A 15492-nucleotide genomic window follows, 5' to 3' on the forward strand; every position below is an offset into this window, starting at 1 on the left:
GAGAGTTGTTCGGCTACTGGGCTCATTTTTTGCTCCTCGGCATGGCTTCGTTAATTGGGCTTGTTAGTTTTTGAATGAGCAGCAATCTACTAGATATAGTAGGTCAATGCAATCCGTTGACTAGATACGGGATTTTGTGCCGGCCGTGAAACCGTTTTGTCATATCGCAAAAAAGCCCCGAAAAAACAAAGCCCCGGCACCTTCCGGGGCCGGGGCTGTAAGACAAAATATTTTTCTTAAAGTGCCAGCAGGGTCTGCGCGTGGTGCGCCATCATCCACTCTTCGTTGGTCGGAATGACCAGCACGTCGACGCTGCTGTTGCCAGCCGAAATCTGCAGGTCGTGGCGGGCGTTGGCCTCGGGATTGAGGCGGATGCCCAGCCATTCCGATTGCAGGCAGACGCGGCGGCGGACTTCGGCGGCGTGCTCGCCGATGCCGCCGGTGAATACCAGGGCATCGAGGCCGCCGGCCGCGGCGGCCAGCGAGCCAAGTTCGCGGGCGATGCGGTAACAGAAGAGGTCGACCGCTTCCTGGGCTTCCGGCTTGTCGCTGGCGAGCAGGGTGCGCATGTCCTGGCTGAGGCCGGAAACGCCGAGCAGGCCGGATTCCTTGTAGAGCATCTTGGTCATGTCCTTGACCGAGAGATTCTTGGTTTCCATCAGGTGCAGGATCACACCGGGGTCGAGGTTGCCGCAGCGGGTGCCCATGACCAGGCCGTCGATGGTCGAGAAGCCGAGCGTCGTGGCGACGCACTTGCGATTGACCATGGCCGCCATGCTGGCGCCGTTGCCGAGGTGGGCGACGACGACGCGACCGCTGGCGCGGCCGGAATGCTGGGGCAGGGCGCGGGCGATAAATTCGTAGGACAGGCCGTGAAAGCCGTAGCGCTTGATGCCTTCGGCGGTGATGCTGCGCGGCAGGCCGAAGGTCTGGGCGACGCCCGGCTGGCTGCGGTGGAAGGCGGTGTCGAAGCAGGCGACTTGCGGAATGCTGGGCAGCAGGGCCTGGAGGGCGATGATGCCGGCGACGTTGTGCGGTTGGTGCAGCGGGGCGAGCGGCACGAAGCTGGTCAGGTGGCCGAGCACGGTGTCGTCGATGATGGTCGGCTGCGAATAGCGTTCGCCGCCATGGACGACGCGATGGCCGACGGCGACGATGGTCCAGTTGGCGTGGCTGGCGGTGAACCACTTGAGCAGGGCATCGAAGGACTGGGCGTGGCTGACCTGCTGGCCGTCCAGCATCTGGTCGGCGATGCGTTCGCCGGCACGGTTCTTGGCCACCATCTTGGTGGCGTCGGTGCCGATGCCGTCGATCTGCCCGGAGACTTCGGCTTCCGGCGAGATTGGGTGGGCGAGGGAGAAGAGGGCGAATTTGATCGACGACGATCCGGCGTTGATCGTCAGGATGCCTTGTTTCATGTCAGACGTTTCCATTTTTGCGGTTGGCGTGGGCGACGAGTGCGGCGATGACGCATGACGCGGTGCGGGTTTCAGCCGAATCGGCGCGGCTGGTGAGGACGATGGGTACCCGGGTGCCGAGAACGATGCCGGCGGTCAGGGCGTTGGCGAGGTATTCGAGCTGCTTGGCGACCATGTTGCCGGATTCGAGATCGGGCACGACGAGAATCTCGGCATGGCCGGCCACCGCCGACTTGATGCCCTTGGTCTTGGCGGCGACGATCGAGACGGCGTTGTCGAATGCCAGCGGGCCATCGAGGATGCCGCCGCGGATCTGGCCGCGGTCGGCCATCTTGCACAGGGCGGCGGCGTCGAGCGTGGACTGGATTTTGGGGTTGACCGTCTCGACGGCGGAAAGGATCGCCACCTTGGGTTCGGGAATGCCGATGATGTGGGCGAGGTCGATGGCGTTCTGGATGATGTCGACCTTGTCTTCCAGGGTCGGCGCGATGTTGATCGCGGCGTCGGTGATCATCAGCGGCCGGTGGTAGGTCGGCACGTCCATCAGGAAGACGTGGCTGATCCGGCGCGAGGTGCGCAGGCCATTGGCGCGCGAAACGACTTCGCCCATCAGTTCGTCGGTATGCAGGCTGCCCTTCATCAGGGCCTCGGCATCGCCGGTGCGGACCAGGGAAACGGCAATCGCCGCCGAATCGTGGCTGTGGGCGGCATTGACGATGCGGATGCCGTGCAGGTCGATGCCGAATTCTTCGGCAACGGCGCGGATCTTGTTCTCCGGGCCGACCAGGATCGGCTCGATGATCCCGGCCTGGAAGGCGATCACCGGCCCGCGCAGCGATTCCCGGTCGCAGGGGTGGGCGACCGCGGTCGGGATCGGCTCCAGACCTTTGACGCGGTTCAGCATCTGGGTATAGCGCTCGTACTTGTCGTCGATGCGCACTTCCGGCATATGGACGACCTGGAGGTGCGAGACCTTTTCGGCCGGCGCCAGCACCTCGGCCGTGCCGCGCACGACCTGCAGGCCTTCCTGGTTGGTGCACACGCAGTCGAAGACGACATGCTTGTTGTGGTCGAATTTCTGCTTGGCGGTGACCGTGACGGTGATGATGTCGCCGATGGTGACCGGCCGCGCGAAGTGCAGTCCCTGGTCGACCAGGATCGTGCCAGGGCCGGGAAACTGGGTGCCGAGCACCGTCGAGATCAGCGAACCGCTCCACATGCCGTGGGCGATGACTTCGCGGAACATGCCGCTTTCCGAAAATGCCGGATCGACCACCGAGGGATTGAAGTCGCCGGTCAGGATGGCGAACAGCTTGACGTCTTCGGGCATCAGCGTCCGGGTCAGGCTGGACGAGTCGCCGATGCGGATTTCGTCGTAGGTCTTGTTGATCAGGTAACGCTCTTCGCTGGTCTCACGCATGATCGGTTTCTCCCTGGAGGACATGAAGCGGGCAGTGCAATGACGATACGGTCAGTATAGAGTGCTGCGTCGCAGCAAACAACGCGACTTGATTTCGTTCGGTATGGCAATTCAAGGGTATTTCACCCGTGGGTGTTTCGATGTGCACGCGCAGCATGCGAGAACGTTTCCTGGGTTGTGACGGGGTCAGGAAAAACGCAGCATGGCCCGCCGGTCTTCGGCCGTGGTTTTGACCGGAATCTCGATATCCAGCTCGGGATGCAGTTGCGACAGCCGGTCGATCACCCAGTCGTTGGCCTCGTAGGTGAATTCGCGGGCGGTCAGCGGCGCCCCGGAGCAGGCCTCGACGAAGAGCGCGACGGCCGCCGAGCGGCTGACCCCGTACTCGCAATGGACCATCATCGAAATCTTGAAGGGTGCATCGTGCAGTTCTTTGACGAAATGGTCGATGCGGCGCGCCATCGTCAGGTCGAACAGCCCGGGGGCGCTGGCAGGTACTCGTCGGCCGGCACCGCGTCGTAGAAGGAGAGGCGCAAGACATGTCGGAAGGCCGGGTTGAGCCGCGCCTCGGGCGTGCCCGGGTCGGTGATCGAGATGATGGCCATGTACGGATTGCCGGCCAGGGATTCGGCGAGTTCGCGCGACGCGAAGTGAACTTGGGTGATGGTCATGATCCGGCAGTGCCGTGAGGTGCAGCGGGCGGCTGGCCCGACAGAAGAGGCGTGGTGAGGCAGGTCATTCCATGAATACGGGGTCGGAGAAAACCAGCGTGCCATCCTTGCGCATCATCAGGTTGTCGGCCTTGATCAGGTCGGGCAGGGCACCGTACTCGCCGGAGAAATCCTCCAGCGCCTTCAGCGACTGCTGCACGGTGTCGGTCCAGCCCATCGGCGTGACCACCAGATGGTGCAGGGCGATGCGCCCCATGTCCTGGGCCAGGTTGCGCCACATCAGGCAGGCGTCGAAATAGGAGGTCGAGATCTTGGTCGCGACCTCGACGGCGTCACCGGTGCCGGGCAGCGGATAAAGCTTTTCGACCTCGACGATATGGAAGGGAAAGCCGCGGCTGGAGCGCCCGACGGTGCCGTGGTCGGCATAGACCACCGGGAAATGCCGGCCGGTCGGCCGGTCGGGGGCGGTGTAGTAGGCGTAGTCGGTAGGCGAGGAGAGCAGTTTGAAGACATGTTCCTGGCCGTCGACGACATCGCCGTCGAGGACGATGGTGTTCTCGCCGCGCCCGATTTCCGGCCTGCCGTTGAGCAGCGGGTGGTCGGGTACCGGGTCGGTGATGATGGTGCCGCAGTTGTCCATGGCTTATTCCGCGGGTTTTCCTGATCGGGAGCATACCGCAAGGGCCCGGCTGGGCCGGGCCCTTGCAGAGCGGTCGGGGCGGATGGTCAGGCGACGATGTGGGCGCCGCCGTCCACGTAGATCGTCTGGCCGGTCATGCCGGAAGAGCCCGGCGTGCACAGGAAGGCGGTCAGCGCGCCGACTTCCTCGATGGTCACGGTACGGCCGAGCGGCGCCTTGGCGGCATCGTTTTCGAGCAGCGTATTGAAATTGGCGATGCCGGAGGCGGCGCGGGTCATGATCGGGCCGGGCGACACGGCGAAGACGCGGATGCCCTTGGGGCCGAGGTCGTAGGCCATATAGCGGACGGCCGATTCGAGCGCCGCCTTGATGATGCCCATTACGCCGTAGTTGCGGACGACGCGCTCGGCGCCGAGGTAGGACATGGTGATCAACGAACCGCCGTGCGCCATCAGCGGCTCCAGGGCCTTGGCCATGCGCAGGAAGCTGTGGCAGGAGACGTTCATCGCCGAGTCGAAGCCTTCTTCGGTGGTGTCGATGACACGACCGTGCAGGTCGTCGGCATTGCAGAACGCCATCGAGTGCACGGCGAAGTCGATCTCGCCGAAGGTTTCGCCGCACTTGGCGATGACGCTTTCCAGGCTGCCTTCTTCGGCGACGTCAAGCTTGACGAACAGCTTGGCGCCCAGGGCTTCGGCCAGCGGCTGGGTATATTTGGCGGTCTTGTCGTTCTGGTAGGTCAGGGCGATTTCGCCGCCCAGCGCGACGATTGCCTTGGCGACAGCGTAGGCAATCGACTTGTCGTTGGCGATGCCGGTGATCAGGCCTTTTTTGCCAGCCAGCGGCAACAGGGCGCCGGTCTGTGTCGGCGTGAGTTGTTCGGTAATTGTGTTCATGCTGTTCTTCCTTACAAAAGTTGGTTGCCGATGTTGATGCGATGCACCATTTTGGACCGACAACTGTGCATTAACAGGCGCTAATGCATGCTGTGCTGCAGCAATATTGTTGCACATTCTGGTTACCGGTTGGCGACAAGCTGGCCCCCGGTTGACCTGTCGCAAGAAATTGCAGGGTTTCGGTGCTACGCTTGTTTTCGTCATAAGTGAATGTCCGGAGGTTCTCGTGGCCCTGAACGATATGCATGCCGAAGCCGTAGCGGGGATTGTCGACCGCGTCGTCACCCGTTATCGGCGCGATCCCACCTGTATGCTGCAGATCCTGCGCGAAGTGCAGGAAGCCTGCGACTGGATTCCGCCGGAAGCCGTCGACCGCATGCAGGCGACGCTGGGCGTGCCGCGCACCAAGATAGAAGGGGTGGCCGGCTTCTATTCATTTCTCTACACCCAGCCGCGCGGCAAATACCGCATCCTTTTTTCCGACAACATCACCGATCGCATGGCGGGCAACCTGGCGCTCATGGAGCGCTTGTGCAGCAACCTGTGGATCGAGCCGGGCAAGGTTTCGGAAGACGGTCTGGTCAGCGTCGACAAGACCTCCTGCACCGGTATGTGCGACCAGGGGCCGGCCCTGCTGGTCAATAACTACGCGGTGACCCGGCTGAGCGCCGAGCGCATCGATGAAATCGCCGAGCTGGTGCGTAACAAGGTGCCGGTTGCCGAGTGGCCGGCCGACTATTTCAAGGTCGAAGACAATATCCGCAAGCCGGACATCATGCTCGCTTCGCAGATGTCGCCGGGCGATGCCCTGCGCGCAGCGCGCGAGCGGGTGCCGAGCGACGGCCTGATGGCCTCCAATATGCGCTCCTGGCGCGAAGGCCTGCCCTCCGGACTCGGCGGCCCGGCCGCCATGCTCGACGAGATCAAGCGCGCCAACCTGCGCGGCCGGGGCGGTGCCGGCTTCACCACCGGCCTGAAGTGGGAGGCATGCCGCAATGCACCGCTCAAGCCGGGGCAGCAGCGCTTCGTCGTCTGCAACGCTGACGAAGGCGAACCGGGCACCTTCAAGGACCGCGTGCTGCTCACTTCCTACGCCGACCTGGTGTTCGAGGGCATGACCGTGGCTGCCTACGCGATCGGCGCCCGGCGTGGTTTCCTCTACCTGCGCGGCGAATACCGGCACCTGCTCGAGCCGCTCAATGCGGTGCTCGAGCGGCGGCGCCAGGACAAGCTGCTGGGGACCGACATCATCGGCATTCCGGGCGGTGATTTCGATATTGAAATCCACCTCGGGGCCGGTGCCTACGTCTGCGGCGAGGAATCGGCGCTGATCGAGTCGCTCGAAGGCAAGCGCGGCACGCCGCGCAACCGGCCGCCGTTCCCGGTGACCAACGGTTATCTCGACCAGCCGACTATCGTCAATAACGTCGAAACCTTCGCCGCGGCGGCGCTGATCGCGTTGAAGGGCGGGGAGTGGTACGCCGCGATCGGCACCAAGCTGTCGGCCGGCACCAAGATTCTTTCAGTTTCCGGCGACTGCGAGCGGCCGGGGCTTTATGAGTATCCCTTCGGCGTCAGCATTCAGCAGGTGCTCGACGATTGCGGTGCCAAGGACACGCAGGCGGTGCAGGTCAGTGGCCCGTCCGGGGTCTGCGTTTCACCCGACGAGTTCGACCGCGTCATTGGTTTCGAGGATATTCCGACGGCCGGCGCCTTCACCATTTTCGACAACAGCCGCGATATGTTCGAGGTGGCCCGCAATTACGTGCATTTCTTCCAGCACGAAAGCTGCGGTTTTTGCACGCCGTGCCGGGTCGGCACCTCGCTCTTGAAAAACCTGATGGACAAACTGCACAACGGTTGCGGCTCACCCTACGACTTCACCGAAATCGAGAAGCTCAACCAGTTGCTGCAATCGATGAGTCACTGCGGTCTCGGGCATACGGCCTGCAATCCAGTGCTCGATACCATCGCCAAGTTTCGCCCGGCCTATGAGAAGCACATGGTGCAGCAGGATTTCGCGCCGGCCTTCGATCTCGACCGGGCACTCGCTTCAGCACGCCAGATGACCGGCCGCGACGACGCGGCCGCCCACATCATCAAGGAAGAATTCGGCGAGGAGAATTCCCTATGAGCCAGACCTTTACTCTCGACGGCAAGACCATTCCCTTCGAGGATGGCCAGACCATCATGCAGGCCGCGACCAAGGCCGGGGTTTTCATTCCACACCTCTGTTATCACCCGGAATTCAAGCCGCACGGTTCATGCAAGCTGTGCACCGTCAAGGCCAACGGCCGGCAGACGGCTTCCTGCACGATGCGGGCGATGGCCGGCATGGTGGTCGAAAGCGATACCGAGGAAATCAACGCCGAACGCCGGGCACTGACCCAGATGCTGTTCGTCGAGGGTAATCATTTCTGCCCCTCGTGCGAGCAGAGCGGCAACTGCCAGTTGCAGGCCACGGCCTACCACCTGGGCATGATGTCGCCGCACTTCGACCACTTCTTCCCGAACCGGGCGGTCGATGCCTCGCACCCCGAGGTGCTGCTCGACTTCAACCGCTGCATTCTCTGTTCGCTGTGCGTGCGGGCCAGCCGCGACGTCGACGGCAAGAACGTCTTTGCCTTGTCCGGCCGTGGCATCAAGACCCATCTGATCGTCAATGCCAAGTCCGGCAAGCTGGCCGACACTGACTTCGCGCTCGACGACAAGGCGGCGCAGGTCTGCCCGGTCGGTGTCATCCTCAAGAAGCGGCGGGGCTTTGCCGTGCCGATCGGCGAACGCACTTACGACAAGCAGCCGATTGGCGAAACCGTGGAGGGGCGCTGAGATGACTGCTCCCAAGAAAAAGCTGAAAGTAGCGACGACTTCGCTGGCCGGCTGCTTCGGTTGCCACATGTCTTTCCTCGATATCGACGAACGGCTGTTCACGCTGCTCGAACACATCGAGTTCGACCGCTCGCCGCTGACCGACATCAAAACCTGTAGTCCGGACTGCGATCTCGGCATCATTGAAGGCGGCCTGTGCAATGCCGAGAACGTCCATGTCCTGCGCGAGTTCCGCAAGAACTGCAAGATCCTGATCGCCATCGGCGCCTGCGCCATCAACGGCGGCCTGCCGGCTCAGCGCAATCATCTGCAACTGACAACCATCCTTGAAGAGGTTTATCACACCAGCCCGGGCTGAACAACGGCATGATCCCGAACGACCCCGAACTGCCGCTGCCGCTCAACAAGGTGCACCCGATCCACGAAGTGGTGAAGGTCGATTTCTTCATCCCGGGCTGCCCGCCCTCGGGCGACGCGATCTGGAAGGTGCTGACCGACCTGCTGGCCGGCCGCGAGCCGACGCTGGAGCACGGCCTGATGCACTACGATTAACCGAGGTAGAACAATGACCTACAACCTTGAAACTGCCGAATATCCCGAAAAGTTGCGCCGGGTGGCGATCGATCCCGTCTCCCGCGTCGAGGGCCACGGCAAGGTCACCATCCTGCTCGATGAGCACAACAAGGTGCACCAGGTGCGCCTGCACATCGTCGAGTTCCGCGGCTTCGAAAAATTCATCCAGGGCCGACCCTACTGGGAGGTCCCGGTCATGGTCCAGCGCCTGTGCGGCATCTGCCCGGTGTCGCACCACCTTGCCGCCTCCAAGGCGCTCGATGTCATCGTCGGCGCCAAGAAGCTGACCCCGGCTGCCGAGAAACTGCGCCGCCTGATGCATTACGGCCAGATGTTGCAGTCGCATGCGCTGCACTTCTTCCATCTCTGCTCGCCTGATCTGCTGTTCGGTTTCGACAGCGACGTGACCAAGCGCAACATCGTCGGCGTCGCCGCCGCCCACCCGGAAATCGCCAAGCGTGGTGTGCTGCTCAGGAAGTTCGGCCAGGAGGTCATTCGCGTCACCGCCGGCAAGCGGGTGCATGGCACGGGGGCGGTTCCCGGCGGGATGAACAAGTCCCTGACCGTGGCCGAGCGCGACCTGCTGCTGAAGGACATCTACACCATGGTCGCCTGGGCGCGCGACGCGGTGCACCTGATCCAGAAGGTGCACACCCAGGACCCGGGGCTCTACAACAGCTTCGGCATCTTCCGCTCCAATTTCATGTCGATCGTCGGCCACAACGGCGATCTCGACTTCTATCACGGCACGCTGCGCGCCCGCGACGACAACGGCAAACTGATTTTCGACGGCGTCGATTACCAGCAGTACGACAAGTACATCGAAGAGGAAGTGAAGCCCTGGAGCTACATGAAGTTCCCGTTCTTCAAGGCCCAGGGTAAGGAGCACGGCTGGTACAAGGTCGGCCCGCTGGCCCGGGTGCAGAATTGCGACCAGATCTCGACGCCGTTTGCCGAGCACGAACGCAAGGAATTCGTCGACTATGCTGGCGGCACGCCGATGCACGCGCCGCTCGCCTACCACTGGACGCGGATGATCGAGATGCTGCACGCCGCCGAGGTGATCAAGGATCTGCTGCATGACGACGACCTGCTCAGCAACGACCTGATGGTCGAGGGCGAACGCCAGATGGAAGGCGTCGGCGTCATCGAAGCACCGCGCGGCACCTTGTTCCATCATTACCGGGTCGACGAGAACGACCTGATCACGATGGCCAACCTGATCGTGTCGACCACCAACAACAACCAGGCGATGAACGAGGCCGTGCGCCATGTCGCCCGCCGTTACCTGCAGGGCCGGGAAGTGACCGAGGGCCTGCTCAACCACATCGAGGTCGCGATCCGCGCCTTCGACCCCTGCCTGTCCTGTGCCACCCATGCGCTGGGCAAGATGCCGCTCGAAGTCGAGCTGGTCGATGTCGAAGGCCAGCGGGTTCATTCCCTGAGCCGTTCGTGAACGCAGCGGTTGTCGTCTTCGCCGTCGGTAATCCCAGCCGCGGCGACGACGCCATCGGGCCGCTGTTGCTCGAGCGGCTGGGTGGTTGGCTGGATGACGAGGGGCTGGCCGGGCAATTCGAACTGATCGAGGATTTCCAGCTGCAGATCGAGCACGCCCTCGATCTGGGCGGGCGCCGGCTGGCCCTGTTCATCGATGCCGGCGCCGGCACCCCGGGACCCTACACCTTCCGGCGCATCGCACCGGCTACCGGCATCGCCCACACCACGCACGAACTGCCACCGGAGGCGGTGCTCCAGGTCTATCGCCAAACCGAAGGCGCCGAGCCACCGCCGGCCTTCGTGCTCTGCGTGCGCGGTGAGCAATTCGAGCTCGGCGAGCCGTTGACGGCTGCAGCTACTGCCGGCCTCGAAGGCGCCTGGCAACTGTTGACCGAACTCTGCCGGAAATCCGTACTGACGGAATGGGAGCGGGCAGCGCTGGCTTAGGCGGTCGCCCGGCGCTACTGGCAGCGGCTCGGTCGGGGTTTGGCGCCTCTGATGAAAAAGCGCTCGGCAAGCGGCTCTTGGGCATTCAGACGCTGGCGGACAGAATTCACGGAGCCTATAATCGGATCAGCTAATGACTGATTGGTCAGTAAATGATCGGGGGCCTTATGAACCGTTCTCGTCTTGGTAAAACGCTGGTTTTTGCCCTTTTGGCTGTGTCAGCCGCCGGCCTCGGCTACATCCTTTATCAGCAGCGTCCGGCTGGCTTGCCGAGTGGTTTTGCCTCGGGCAACGGGCGGCTGGAGGCCATCGAGGTCGATGTCGCGACCAAGATTTCCGGCCGCCTGAGTGCTGTCCTGTCGCGCGAAGGCGACATGGTCGCAGCCGGCGACGTCGTGGCCAGGCTGGATGCCGACGATCTGCGCGCCCAACTGCGGATGGCCGAAGCACAGGTCGAGCAGGGCCAGCGGGCGCTCGATCAGACGCGGGCCGGCGTGCGCAAGTCGGCGAGCGACGTGAAGCTGGCCGGCAAAAGCCTGAAGCGCTCGGAAGATCTGGTCGGCCGGGGTTTTATCAGCCGCAGCAAGCTGGATACCGACCAGACCGGCATGGATGGCGCGCAGGCCGGCCTGGCCCAGGCGCAAAGCCGGGTCGGCGAGGCTGATGCCGCAGTGGCCGCCGCCGAGGCCAGGGTCGAAAGCTTCAAGGTGAACTTGAACGACACCGCGCTCCGGGCGCCGATCGGCGGTCGGGTGCTTTACCGGCTGGCCGAGCCGGGCGAGGTTCTGGGGGCTGGCGGCAAGGCGCTGACCCTGCTCGATCTGTCCGATATGTACATGACGATTTACCTGCCGACCGAGAAGGCCGGGCAGGTGGCGCTCAACAGCGAGGCCCGCCTCCTGCTCGATGCCCTGCCCGGGCAGGTGATTCCGGCCAGCGTCAGCTTCGTGGCCGCAAAGGCGCAATTCACGCCGCGCGAAGTCGAAACCCGAAGCGAGCGCGAGAAGCTGATGTTCCGTCTCAAGGTCAAGGCCGATCCGGCCTGGCTGGCAGCACACCGCGATCTGGCCAAGGGCGGCATGCCGGGCGTCGCCTATGTCCGGTTCGATGCCAAGGCAGCCTGGCCGGCCAACCTGCAGGTCGACGGAAAGTAGGAGGCATGGGCCGCGCGCCGGTCGCCCGCTTGTCCGGCGTCAGTCATCGCTACGGCAACGTGATGGCGCTGGAGGCGGTCGATATCGCCTTGCCGGCCGGCTGCATGGTCGGCCTGATCGGACCGGACGGCGTCGGCAAATCCTCGCTGTTGGCCTTGGTCTCGGGCGCACGGCAGATTCAGGCGGGCAAGGTGGAGGTGTTGGGCGGCAACATCGGCGAGCGTCGTTTCCGCGCCTCGGTGCAGCCGCGCATCGCTTACATGCCGCAGGGGCTGGGCAAGAACCTCTATCCGACGCTGTCGGTATTCGAGAATGTCGATTTCTTCGGTCGCCTGTTTGGACAGGGGCGGCGCGAACGCGCCCAGCGCATCGCCGAACTGCTGGACAGCACTGGCCTGGCGCCGTTCCGCGAACGGCCGGCTGCCAAGCTGTCGGGGGCATGAAGCAGAAGCTCGGCCTGTGCTGCGCCCTGATCCACGATCCCGACCTGCTGATTCTCGACGAACCGACGACCGGCGTCGATCCGCTGTCGCGCCGCCAGTTCTGGGAGTTGATCGACACCATCCGTGCCCGCCGGCCGGGAATGAGCGTGCTGGTGGCAACGGCTTACATGGAAGAGGCCGAGCGTTTCGATTGGCTGGTAGCGATGGACGACGGTCGAGTGATCGGCCACGGCACGCCGGCCGAGCTGCGGGCGCAGACCGGGCAGGCGACCCTCGATGGCGCCTTCATCGAATTGCTGCCGCTAGCCCGCCGCCAGGCACACCACGCGCTGGTCATCCCGCCCCGGGTCGGCGACGGGGGCGTTTGTGCCATTGAGGCCGAAGGGCTGTCGCAGCGTTTCGGCGACTTCACGGCGGTGGACCGCGTCAGTTTTCGCATCGAGGCCGGCGAGATCTTCGGCTTTCTCGGCTCAAACGGCTGCGGCAAGACGACGACGATGAAAATGCTGACCGGCCTTCTGCCGCCGACCGAGGGCACGGCGAAGCTATTCGGCAAGGCGATCGATGCCCGCGACCTCGAAACGCGCAAGCAGGTCGGCTACATGTCGCAGTCCTTCTCGCTGTATGGCGAGCTGACGGTGCTGCAGAACCTCGATCTGCACGCCCGCCTCTTCCACCTCGCGGAGGCTCGGCGCGAGCAGCGCATTGCCTTGCTGATGCAGCGTTTCGGGCTGGCCGAATACGCCGGCCAGGCGGCGGCCGACCTGCCGCTCGGCATCCGCCAGCGCCTCTCGCTGGCCGTGGCCGTGGTCCATGAGCCGAGGCTGTTGATCCTCGACGAGCCGACCTCCGGCGTCGACCCGGTGGCACGCGACGAATTCTGGGCCTTGCTGGTCGAACTGTCGCGCCTGCAGGGCGTCACCATCTTCATTTCGACCCACTTCATGAATGAGGCCGAGCGCTGCGACCGCATCTCGCTGATGCATGCCGGCAAGGTGCTGGCCAGTGACACGCCGGCCGGGCTGTGCGCGGCGCGCGGCGAGCCGACGCTGGAGGCGGCCTTCATCAGCTATCTGGAGGAGGCGACCGGGGTGGCGAAGAGTGGGCCCGCCGTCGTTCCCGACACGGTGGCCGGGAATACGGCTGCGTCGCCAGCCCTGCCCATCCGCTCGCCCGCCTTCAGCCTGCGCCGCCTGCTCGGCTATGCCTACCGCGAGGCGCTCGAACTACGGCGCGATGCCATCCGCCTGGCCTTCGCGCTGCTCGGCTCGGTGGTCATGATGTTCGTGCTCGGCCATGGCTTGTCCTTCGATGTCGAAGGGCTGCGCTTCGCCGTGCTCGATCGCGATCAGACCCCGGAAAGCCGCGACTACATCGCCAACGTTGCCGGCTCGCGGTATTTCGTCCAGCGCCCGGCGTTGGTCGACGATGCCGATCTCGACTGCCGCATGAAGAGCGGCGAGGTGTCGCTGGCCATCGACATTCCAGAAGGTTATGGCCGTGACCTGCGGCGTGGGCGCAAGCCGGAAGTCGGCGTCTGGGTCGATGGCGCCATGCCGTATCGCGGCGAGACGATACGTGGCTACATGGATGGCTTGCACCGCGATTACGTGCGCCAGATGATGCGTGAGGCGACCGGCAGCTACCCGGCCAAGGTGCTGGAGATCGAATCGCGTTATCGCTACAACCAGGATTTCAAGAGTGTTTACGCCATGGTGCCGGCCGTCATCCCGCTGCTCCTGCTGCTCATCCCGGCCATCCTGATGGCGCTCGGCGTGGTCCGCGAAAAAGAGCTCGGCTCGATTACCAACCTGTACGTCACGCCGGTGACGCGGCTCGAATTCCTGATCGGCAAGCAGTTGCCTTACATCGCCGTCTGCATGGCCAGCTATCTGCTGATGATGGGCGAGGCGGTCTTCGTCTTCGGTGTGCAGGTCAAGGGCAGCTTCGCCGCGATGACGCTGGGCGCCTTGCTCTATGTCACGGCGACTACCGGCCTCGGCCTGCTGATGTCCACCTTCACCAAGACGCAGATTGCGGCGCTGTTCGGCACGGCCATCGTGACCATGTTGCCGACCATCCAGTTCTCCGGCCTGACGACGCCGGTCGAGGCCCTGGAGGGGGCGGGGTACTGGATTGGCCAGGGCTATCCGGCGACCTATTTCATCCTGATCTGCCGCGGCGCCTTTACCAAGGGCCTGGGTTTTGCCGACTTGTGGCAGTCGCTGCTGGCGCTGGCCGCCTTCATTCCTCTGCTCACGGTGGCCAGCGTGGTCTTGCTCAAGAAGCAGGAGAAGTAGCATGGCCGGCTTTTCCCTGAGCAACATCTTCCGCCTCGGCCTCAAGGAGTTGCGCAGCCTGGCCGCCGACAAGGTGCTGCTCGGGCTGATCGTCTGGGCCTTCTCGGGCGCCATCTACGAGGCGGCGACGGGAAGCTCGCAGCAGCTCAACAACGCCCCGGTCGCCATCGTCGATGAAGACAGTTCGCCGCTCTCGGCCCGGCTGGCCGGCGCACTCTATCCGCCGTACTTTCGTCGCCCGGAGTTGATCGGCCTGGAACAGGTCGACGATGCGATGAACCGGAATTTGTACTCTTTCGTGCTGGTCATCCCCAGCCATTTCCAGCGTGATGTGAGCGCCGGCCGGCGCCCGGAAATCCAGCTTAACATCGACGCCACGGTGATCAGCCAGGCCTTCATCGGCGCCAGTTACATCAACAACATCGCCAGCGGCGAGGTCGGCGAATTCCTGACCGGACGTCGCGCCGACGAGGACACGCCGATCCGCCTGACCGCCCGCGCCCGTTTCAATCCGAATTTGACCGGCCTGTGGTTCGGCGGCGTCATGGAGGCGATCAACAACGTCACCATGCTGACCATCATCCTGGTCGGCGCCGCCTTCATCCGCGAACGCGAGCACGGCACCATCGAGCACCTGCTGGTCATGCCGCTGCGGCCGTTCGAGATCATGATGGCGAAAATCTGGGCGAACGGGCTGGCCGTACTGATTGGCGTCGCTTTTGCGTTGCTCGTCATGGTCAAGCAGGTTCTGCAGGTGCCGATAGCCGGGTCGGTGGGGCTCTTTCTGGCGGCGGCGGTGTTCTACCTGTTCTCTGCAGCGTCGATTGGCATCTTTCTCGGCACACTGGCGCGCTCAATGCCGCAACTCGGCCTGCTCATCATTATCACCATCGTGCCGCTGCAACTGCTGTCCGGCGGGGTGACGCCACAGGAGAGCATGCCGGCGGCGATCCAGAACATCATGGCGGCAACGCCGACCACCTATTTCGTCCGTCTGGCCCAGGGCATTCTCTATCGCGGGGCGGGGCTGGAAGTCATTTGGCCCGATCTGCTCGGGATGACGGCAGTCGGGGGCTGTTTCTTCGCGATTGCGCTGTTCCGCTTCCGCCGGGCGGTGACGCAGACGCAAGTCTGAAGCATCCGGGAAAATGTTGATGTGCATCATGGGCCAATCTGCGATCGGTGCTCAAGATGACGCCGGAAG

The 15492-nt window shown here is 63.8% G+C and carries 12 protein-coding genes and 2 pseudogenes; 8 read left to right on the forward strand and 6 right to left on the reverse strand.

Annotated elements, in window-relative coordinates; translation table 11 throughout:
• Positions 1 to 236 precede the first annotated feature (236 nt).
• The 6 genes from NQE15_RS08925 to fabI all read right to left on the reverse strand — a co-directional run bounded on the left by NQE15_RS08925 (position 237) and on the right by fabI (position 5045).
• Positions 237 to 1418, reverse strand: a complete 1182-nt coding sequence (locus NQE15_RS08925) for an acetate/propionate family kinase (protein WP_265948633.1) — start codon at positions 1416 to 1418, stop codon at positions 237 to 239.
• A gap of 1 nt (position 1419) precedes the next feature.
• Entirely contained in the window at positions 1420 to 2838 is a 1419-nt protein-coding gene (locus NQE15_RS08930; protein WP_265948637.1) for a bifunctional enoyl-CoA hydratase/phosphate acetyltransferase, read from the reverse strand.
• Between the two features lie 186 nt (positions 2839 to 3024).
• On the reverse strand, positions 3025 to 3300 hold the full coding sequence (locus NQE15_RS08935; protein ID WP_265948640.1) for a hypothetical protein: 276 nt from the start codon (positions 3298 to 3300) through the stop codon (positions 3025 to 3027).
• A 2-nt stretch (positions 3301 to 3302) separates the two neighbouring features.
• Complete coding sequence (locus tag NQE15_RS08940; protein ID WP_265948643.1) at positions 3303 to 3509, reverse strand: hypothetical protein; 207 nt, start codon at positions 3507 to 3509, stop codon at positions 3303 to 3305.
• 64 nt (positions 3510 to 3573) lie between these two features.
• A complete protein-coding gene (locus NQE15_RS08945; protein WP_265948666.1) occupies positions 3574 to 4149 on the reverse strand; it encodes a hypothetical protein in 576 nt (191 codons plus the stop codon).
• 86 nt (positions 4150 to 4235) lie between these two features.
• The gene (gene fabI / locus NQE15_RS08950) at positions 4236 to 5045 is read right to left on the reverse strand and encodes an enoyl-ACP reductase FabI (RefSeq protein ID WP_265948668.1); all 810 of its coding nucleotides are present in this window, start codon (positions 5043 to 5045) and stop codon (positions 4236 to 4238) included.
• Positions 5046 to 5286: 241 nt separating this feature from the next.
• Between fabI and NQE15_RS08955 the strand changes: the two genes are divergently transcribed.
• The 8 genes and pseudogenes from NQE15_RS08955 to NQE15_RS08990 all read left to right on the forward strand — a co-directional run bounded on the left by NQE15_RS08955 (position 5287) and on the right by NQE15_RS08990 (position 15423).
• Positions 5287 to 7179: an NAD(P)H-dependent oxidoreductase subunit E gene (locus tag NQE15_RS08955; protein WP_265950207.1), complete on the forward strand. Its 1893-nt coding sequence runs from the start codon at positions 5287 to 5289 to the stop codon at positions 7177 to 7179.
• Entirely contained in the window at positions 7176 to 7874 is a 699-nt protein-coding gene (locus NQE15_RS08960) for a 2Fe-2S iron-sulfur cluster-binding protein (protein WP_265948670.1), read from the forward strand. The genes NQE15_RS08955 and NQE15_RS08960 overlap by 4 nt, the downstream gene beginning before the upstream one ends.
• A 1-nt stretch (position 7875) precedes the next feature.
• Positions 7876 to 8426, forward strand: a pseudogene (locus NQE15_RS08965) (NADP oxidoreductase).
• Between the two features lie 13 nt (positions 8427 to 8439).
• A complete protein-coding gene (locus NQE15_RS08970; RefSeq protein WP_265948672.1) occupies positions 8440 to 9903 on the forward strand; it encodes a Ni/Fe hydrogenase subunit alpha in 1464 nt (487 codons plus the stop codon).
• Complete coding sequence (locus tag NQE15_RS08975) at positions 9900 to 10391, forward strand: hydrogenase maturation protease (RefSeq protein ID WP_265948674.1); 492 nt, start codon at positions 9900 to 9902, stop codon at positions 10389 to 10391. The genes NQE15_RS08970 and NQE15_RS08975 overlap by 4 nt, the downstream gene beginning before the upstream one ends.
• Positions 10392 to 10558: 167 nt before the next feature.
• The gene (locus NQE15_RS08980) at positions 10559 to 11545 is read left to right on the forward strand and encodes an HlyD family secretion protein (protein WP_265948676.1); all 987 of its coding nucleotides are present in this window, start codon (positions 10559 to 10561) and stop codon (positions 11543 to 11545) included.
• A gap of 5 nt (positions 11546 to 11550) precedes the next feature.
• Positions 11551 to 14288: pseudogene (rbbA, locus tag NQE15_RS08985) on the forward strand (ribosome-associated ATPase/putative transporter RbbA).
• Position 14289: 1 nt separating this feature from the next.
• A complete protein-coding gene (locus NQE15_RS08990) occupies positions 14290 to 15423 on the forward strand; it encodes an ABC transporter permease (RefSeq protein ID WP_265948679.1) in 1134 nt (377 codons plus the stop codon).
• Positions 15424 to 15492 lie beyond the last annotated feature (69 nt).

This window comes from Dechloromonas sp. A34 (genome assembly GCF_026261605.1).
Lineage (GTDB): Bacteria > Pseudomonadota > Gammaproteobacteria > Burkholderiales > Rhodocyclaceae > Azonexus.

Coding starts and splice junctions, on each gene's coding strand:
- NQE15_RS08955 (WP_265950207.1), top strand. CDS start 5,287: ATGCATGCCGAAGCCGTAGCGGGGATTGTCGACCGCGTCGTCACCCGT.
- NQE15_RS08930 (WP_265948637.1), bottom strand. CDS start 2,838: ATGCGTGAGACCAGCGAAGAGCGTTACCTGATCAACAAGACCTACGAC.
- NQE15_RS08925 (WP_265948633.1), bottom strand. CDS start 1,418: ATGAAACAAGGCATCCTGACGATCAACGCCGGATCGTCGTCGATCAAA.
- NQE15_RS08945 (WP_265948666.1), bottom strand. CDS start 4,149: ATGGACAACTGCGGCACCATCATCACCGACCCGGTACCCGACCACCCG.
- NQE15_RS08960 (WP_265948670.1), top strand. CDS start 7,176: ATGAGCCAGACCTTTACTCTCGACGGCAAGACCATTCCCTTCGAGGAT.
- NQE15_RS08980 (WP_265948676.1), top strand. CDS start 10,559: ATGAACCGTTCTCGTCTTGGTAAAACGCTGGTTTTTGCCCTTTTGGCT.
- NQE15_RS08970 (WP_265948672.1), top strand. CDS start 8,440: ATGACCTACAACCTTGAAACTGCCGAATATCCCGAAAAGTTGCGCCGG.
- NQE15_RS08935 (WP_265948640.1), bottom strand. CDS start 3,300: ATGGCGCGCCGCATCGACCATTTCGTCAAAGAACTGCACGATGCACCC.
- NQE15_RS08990 (WP_265948679.1), top strand. CDS start 14,290: ATGGCCGGCTTTTCCCTGAGCAACATCTTCCGCCTCGGCCTCAAGGAG.
- fabI (WP_265948668.1), bottom strand. CDS start 5,045: ATGAACACAATTACCGAACAACTCACGCCGACACAGACCGGCGCCCTG.
- NQE15_RS08940 (WP_265948643.1), bottom strand. CDS start 3,509: ATGACCATCACCCAAGTTCACTTCGCGTCGCGCGAACTCGCCGAATCC.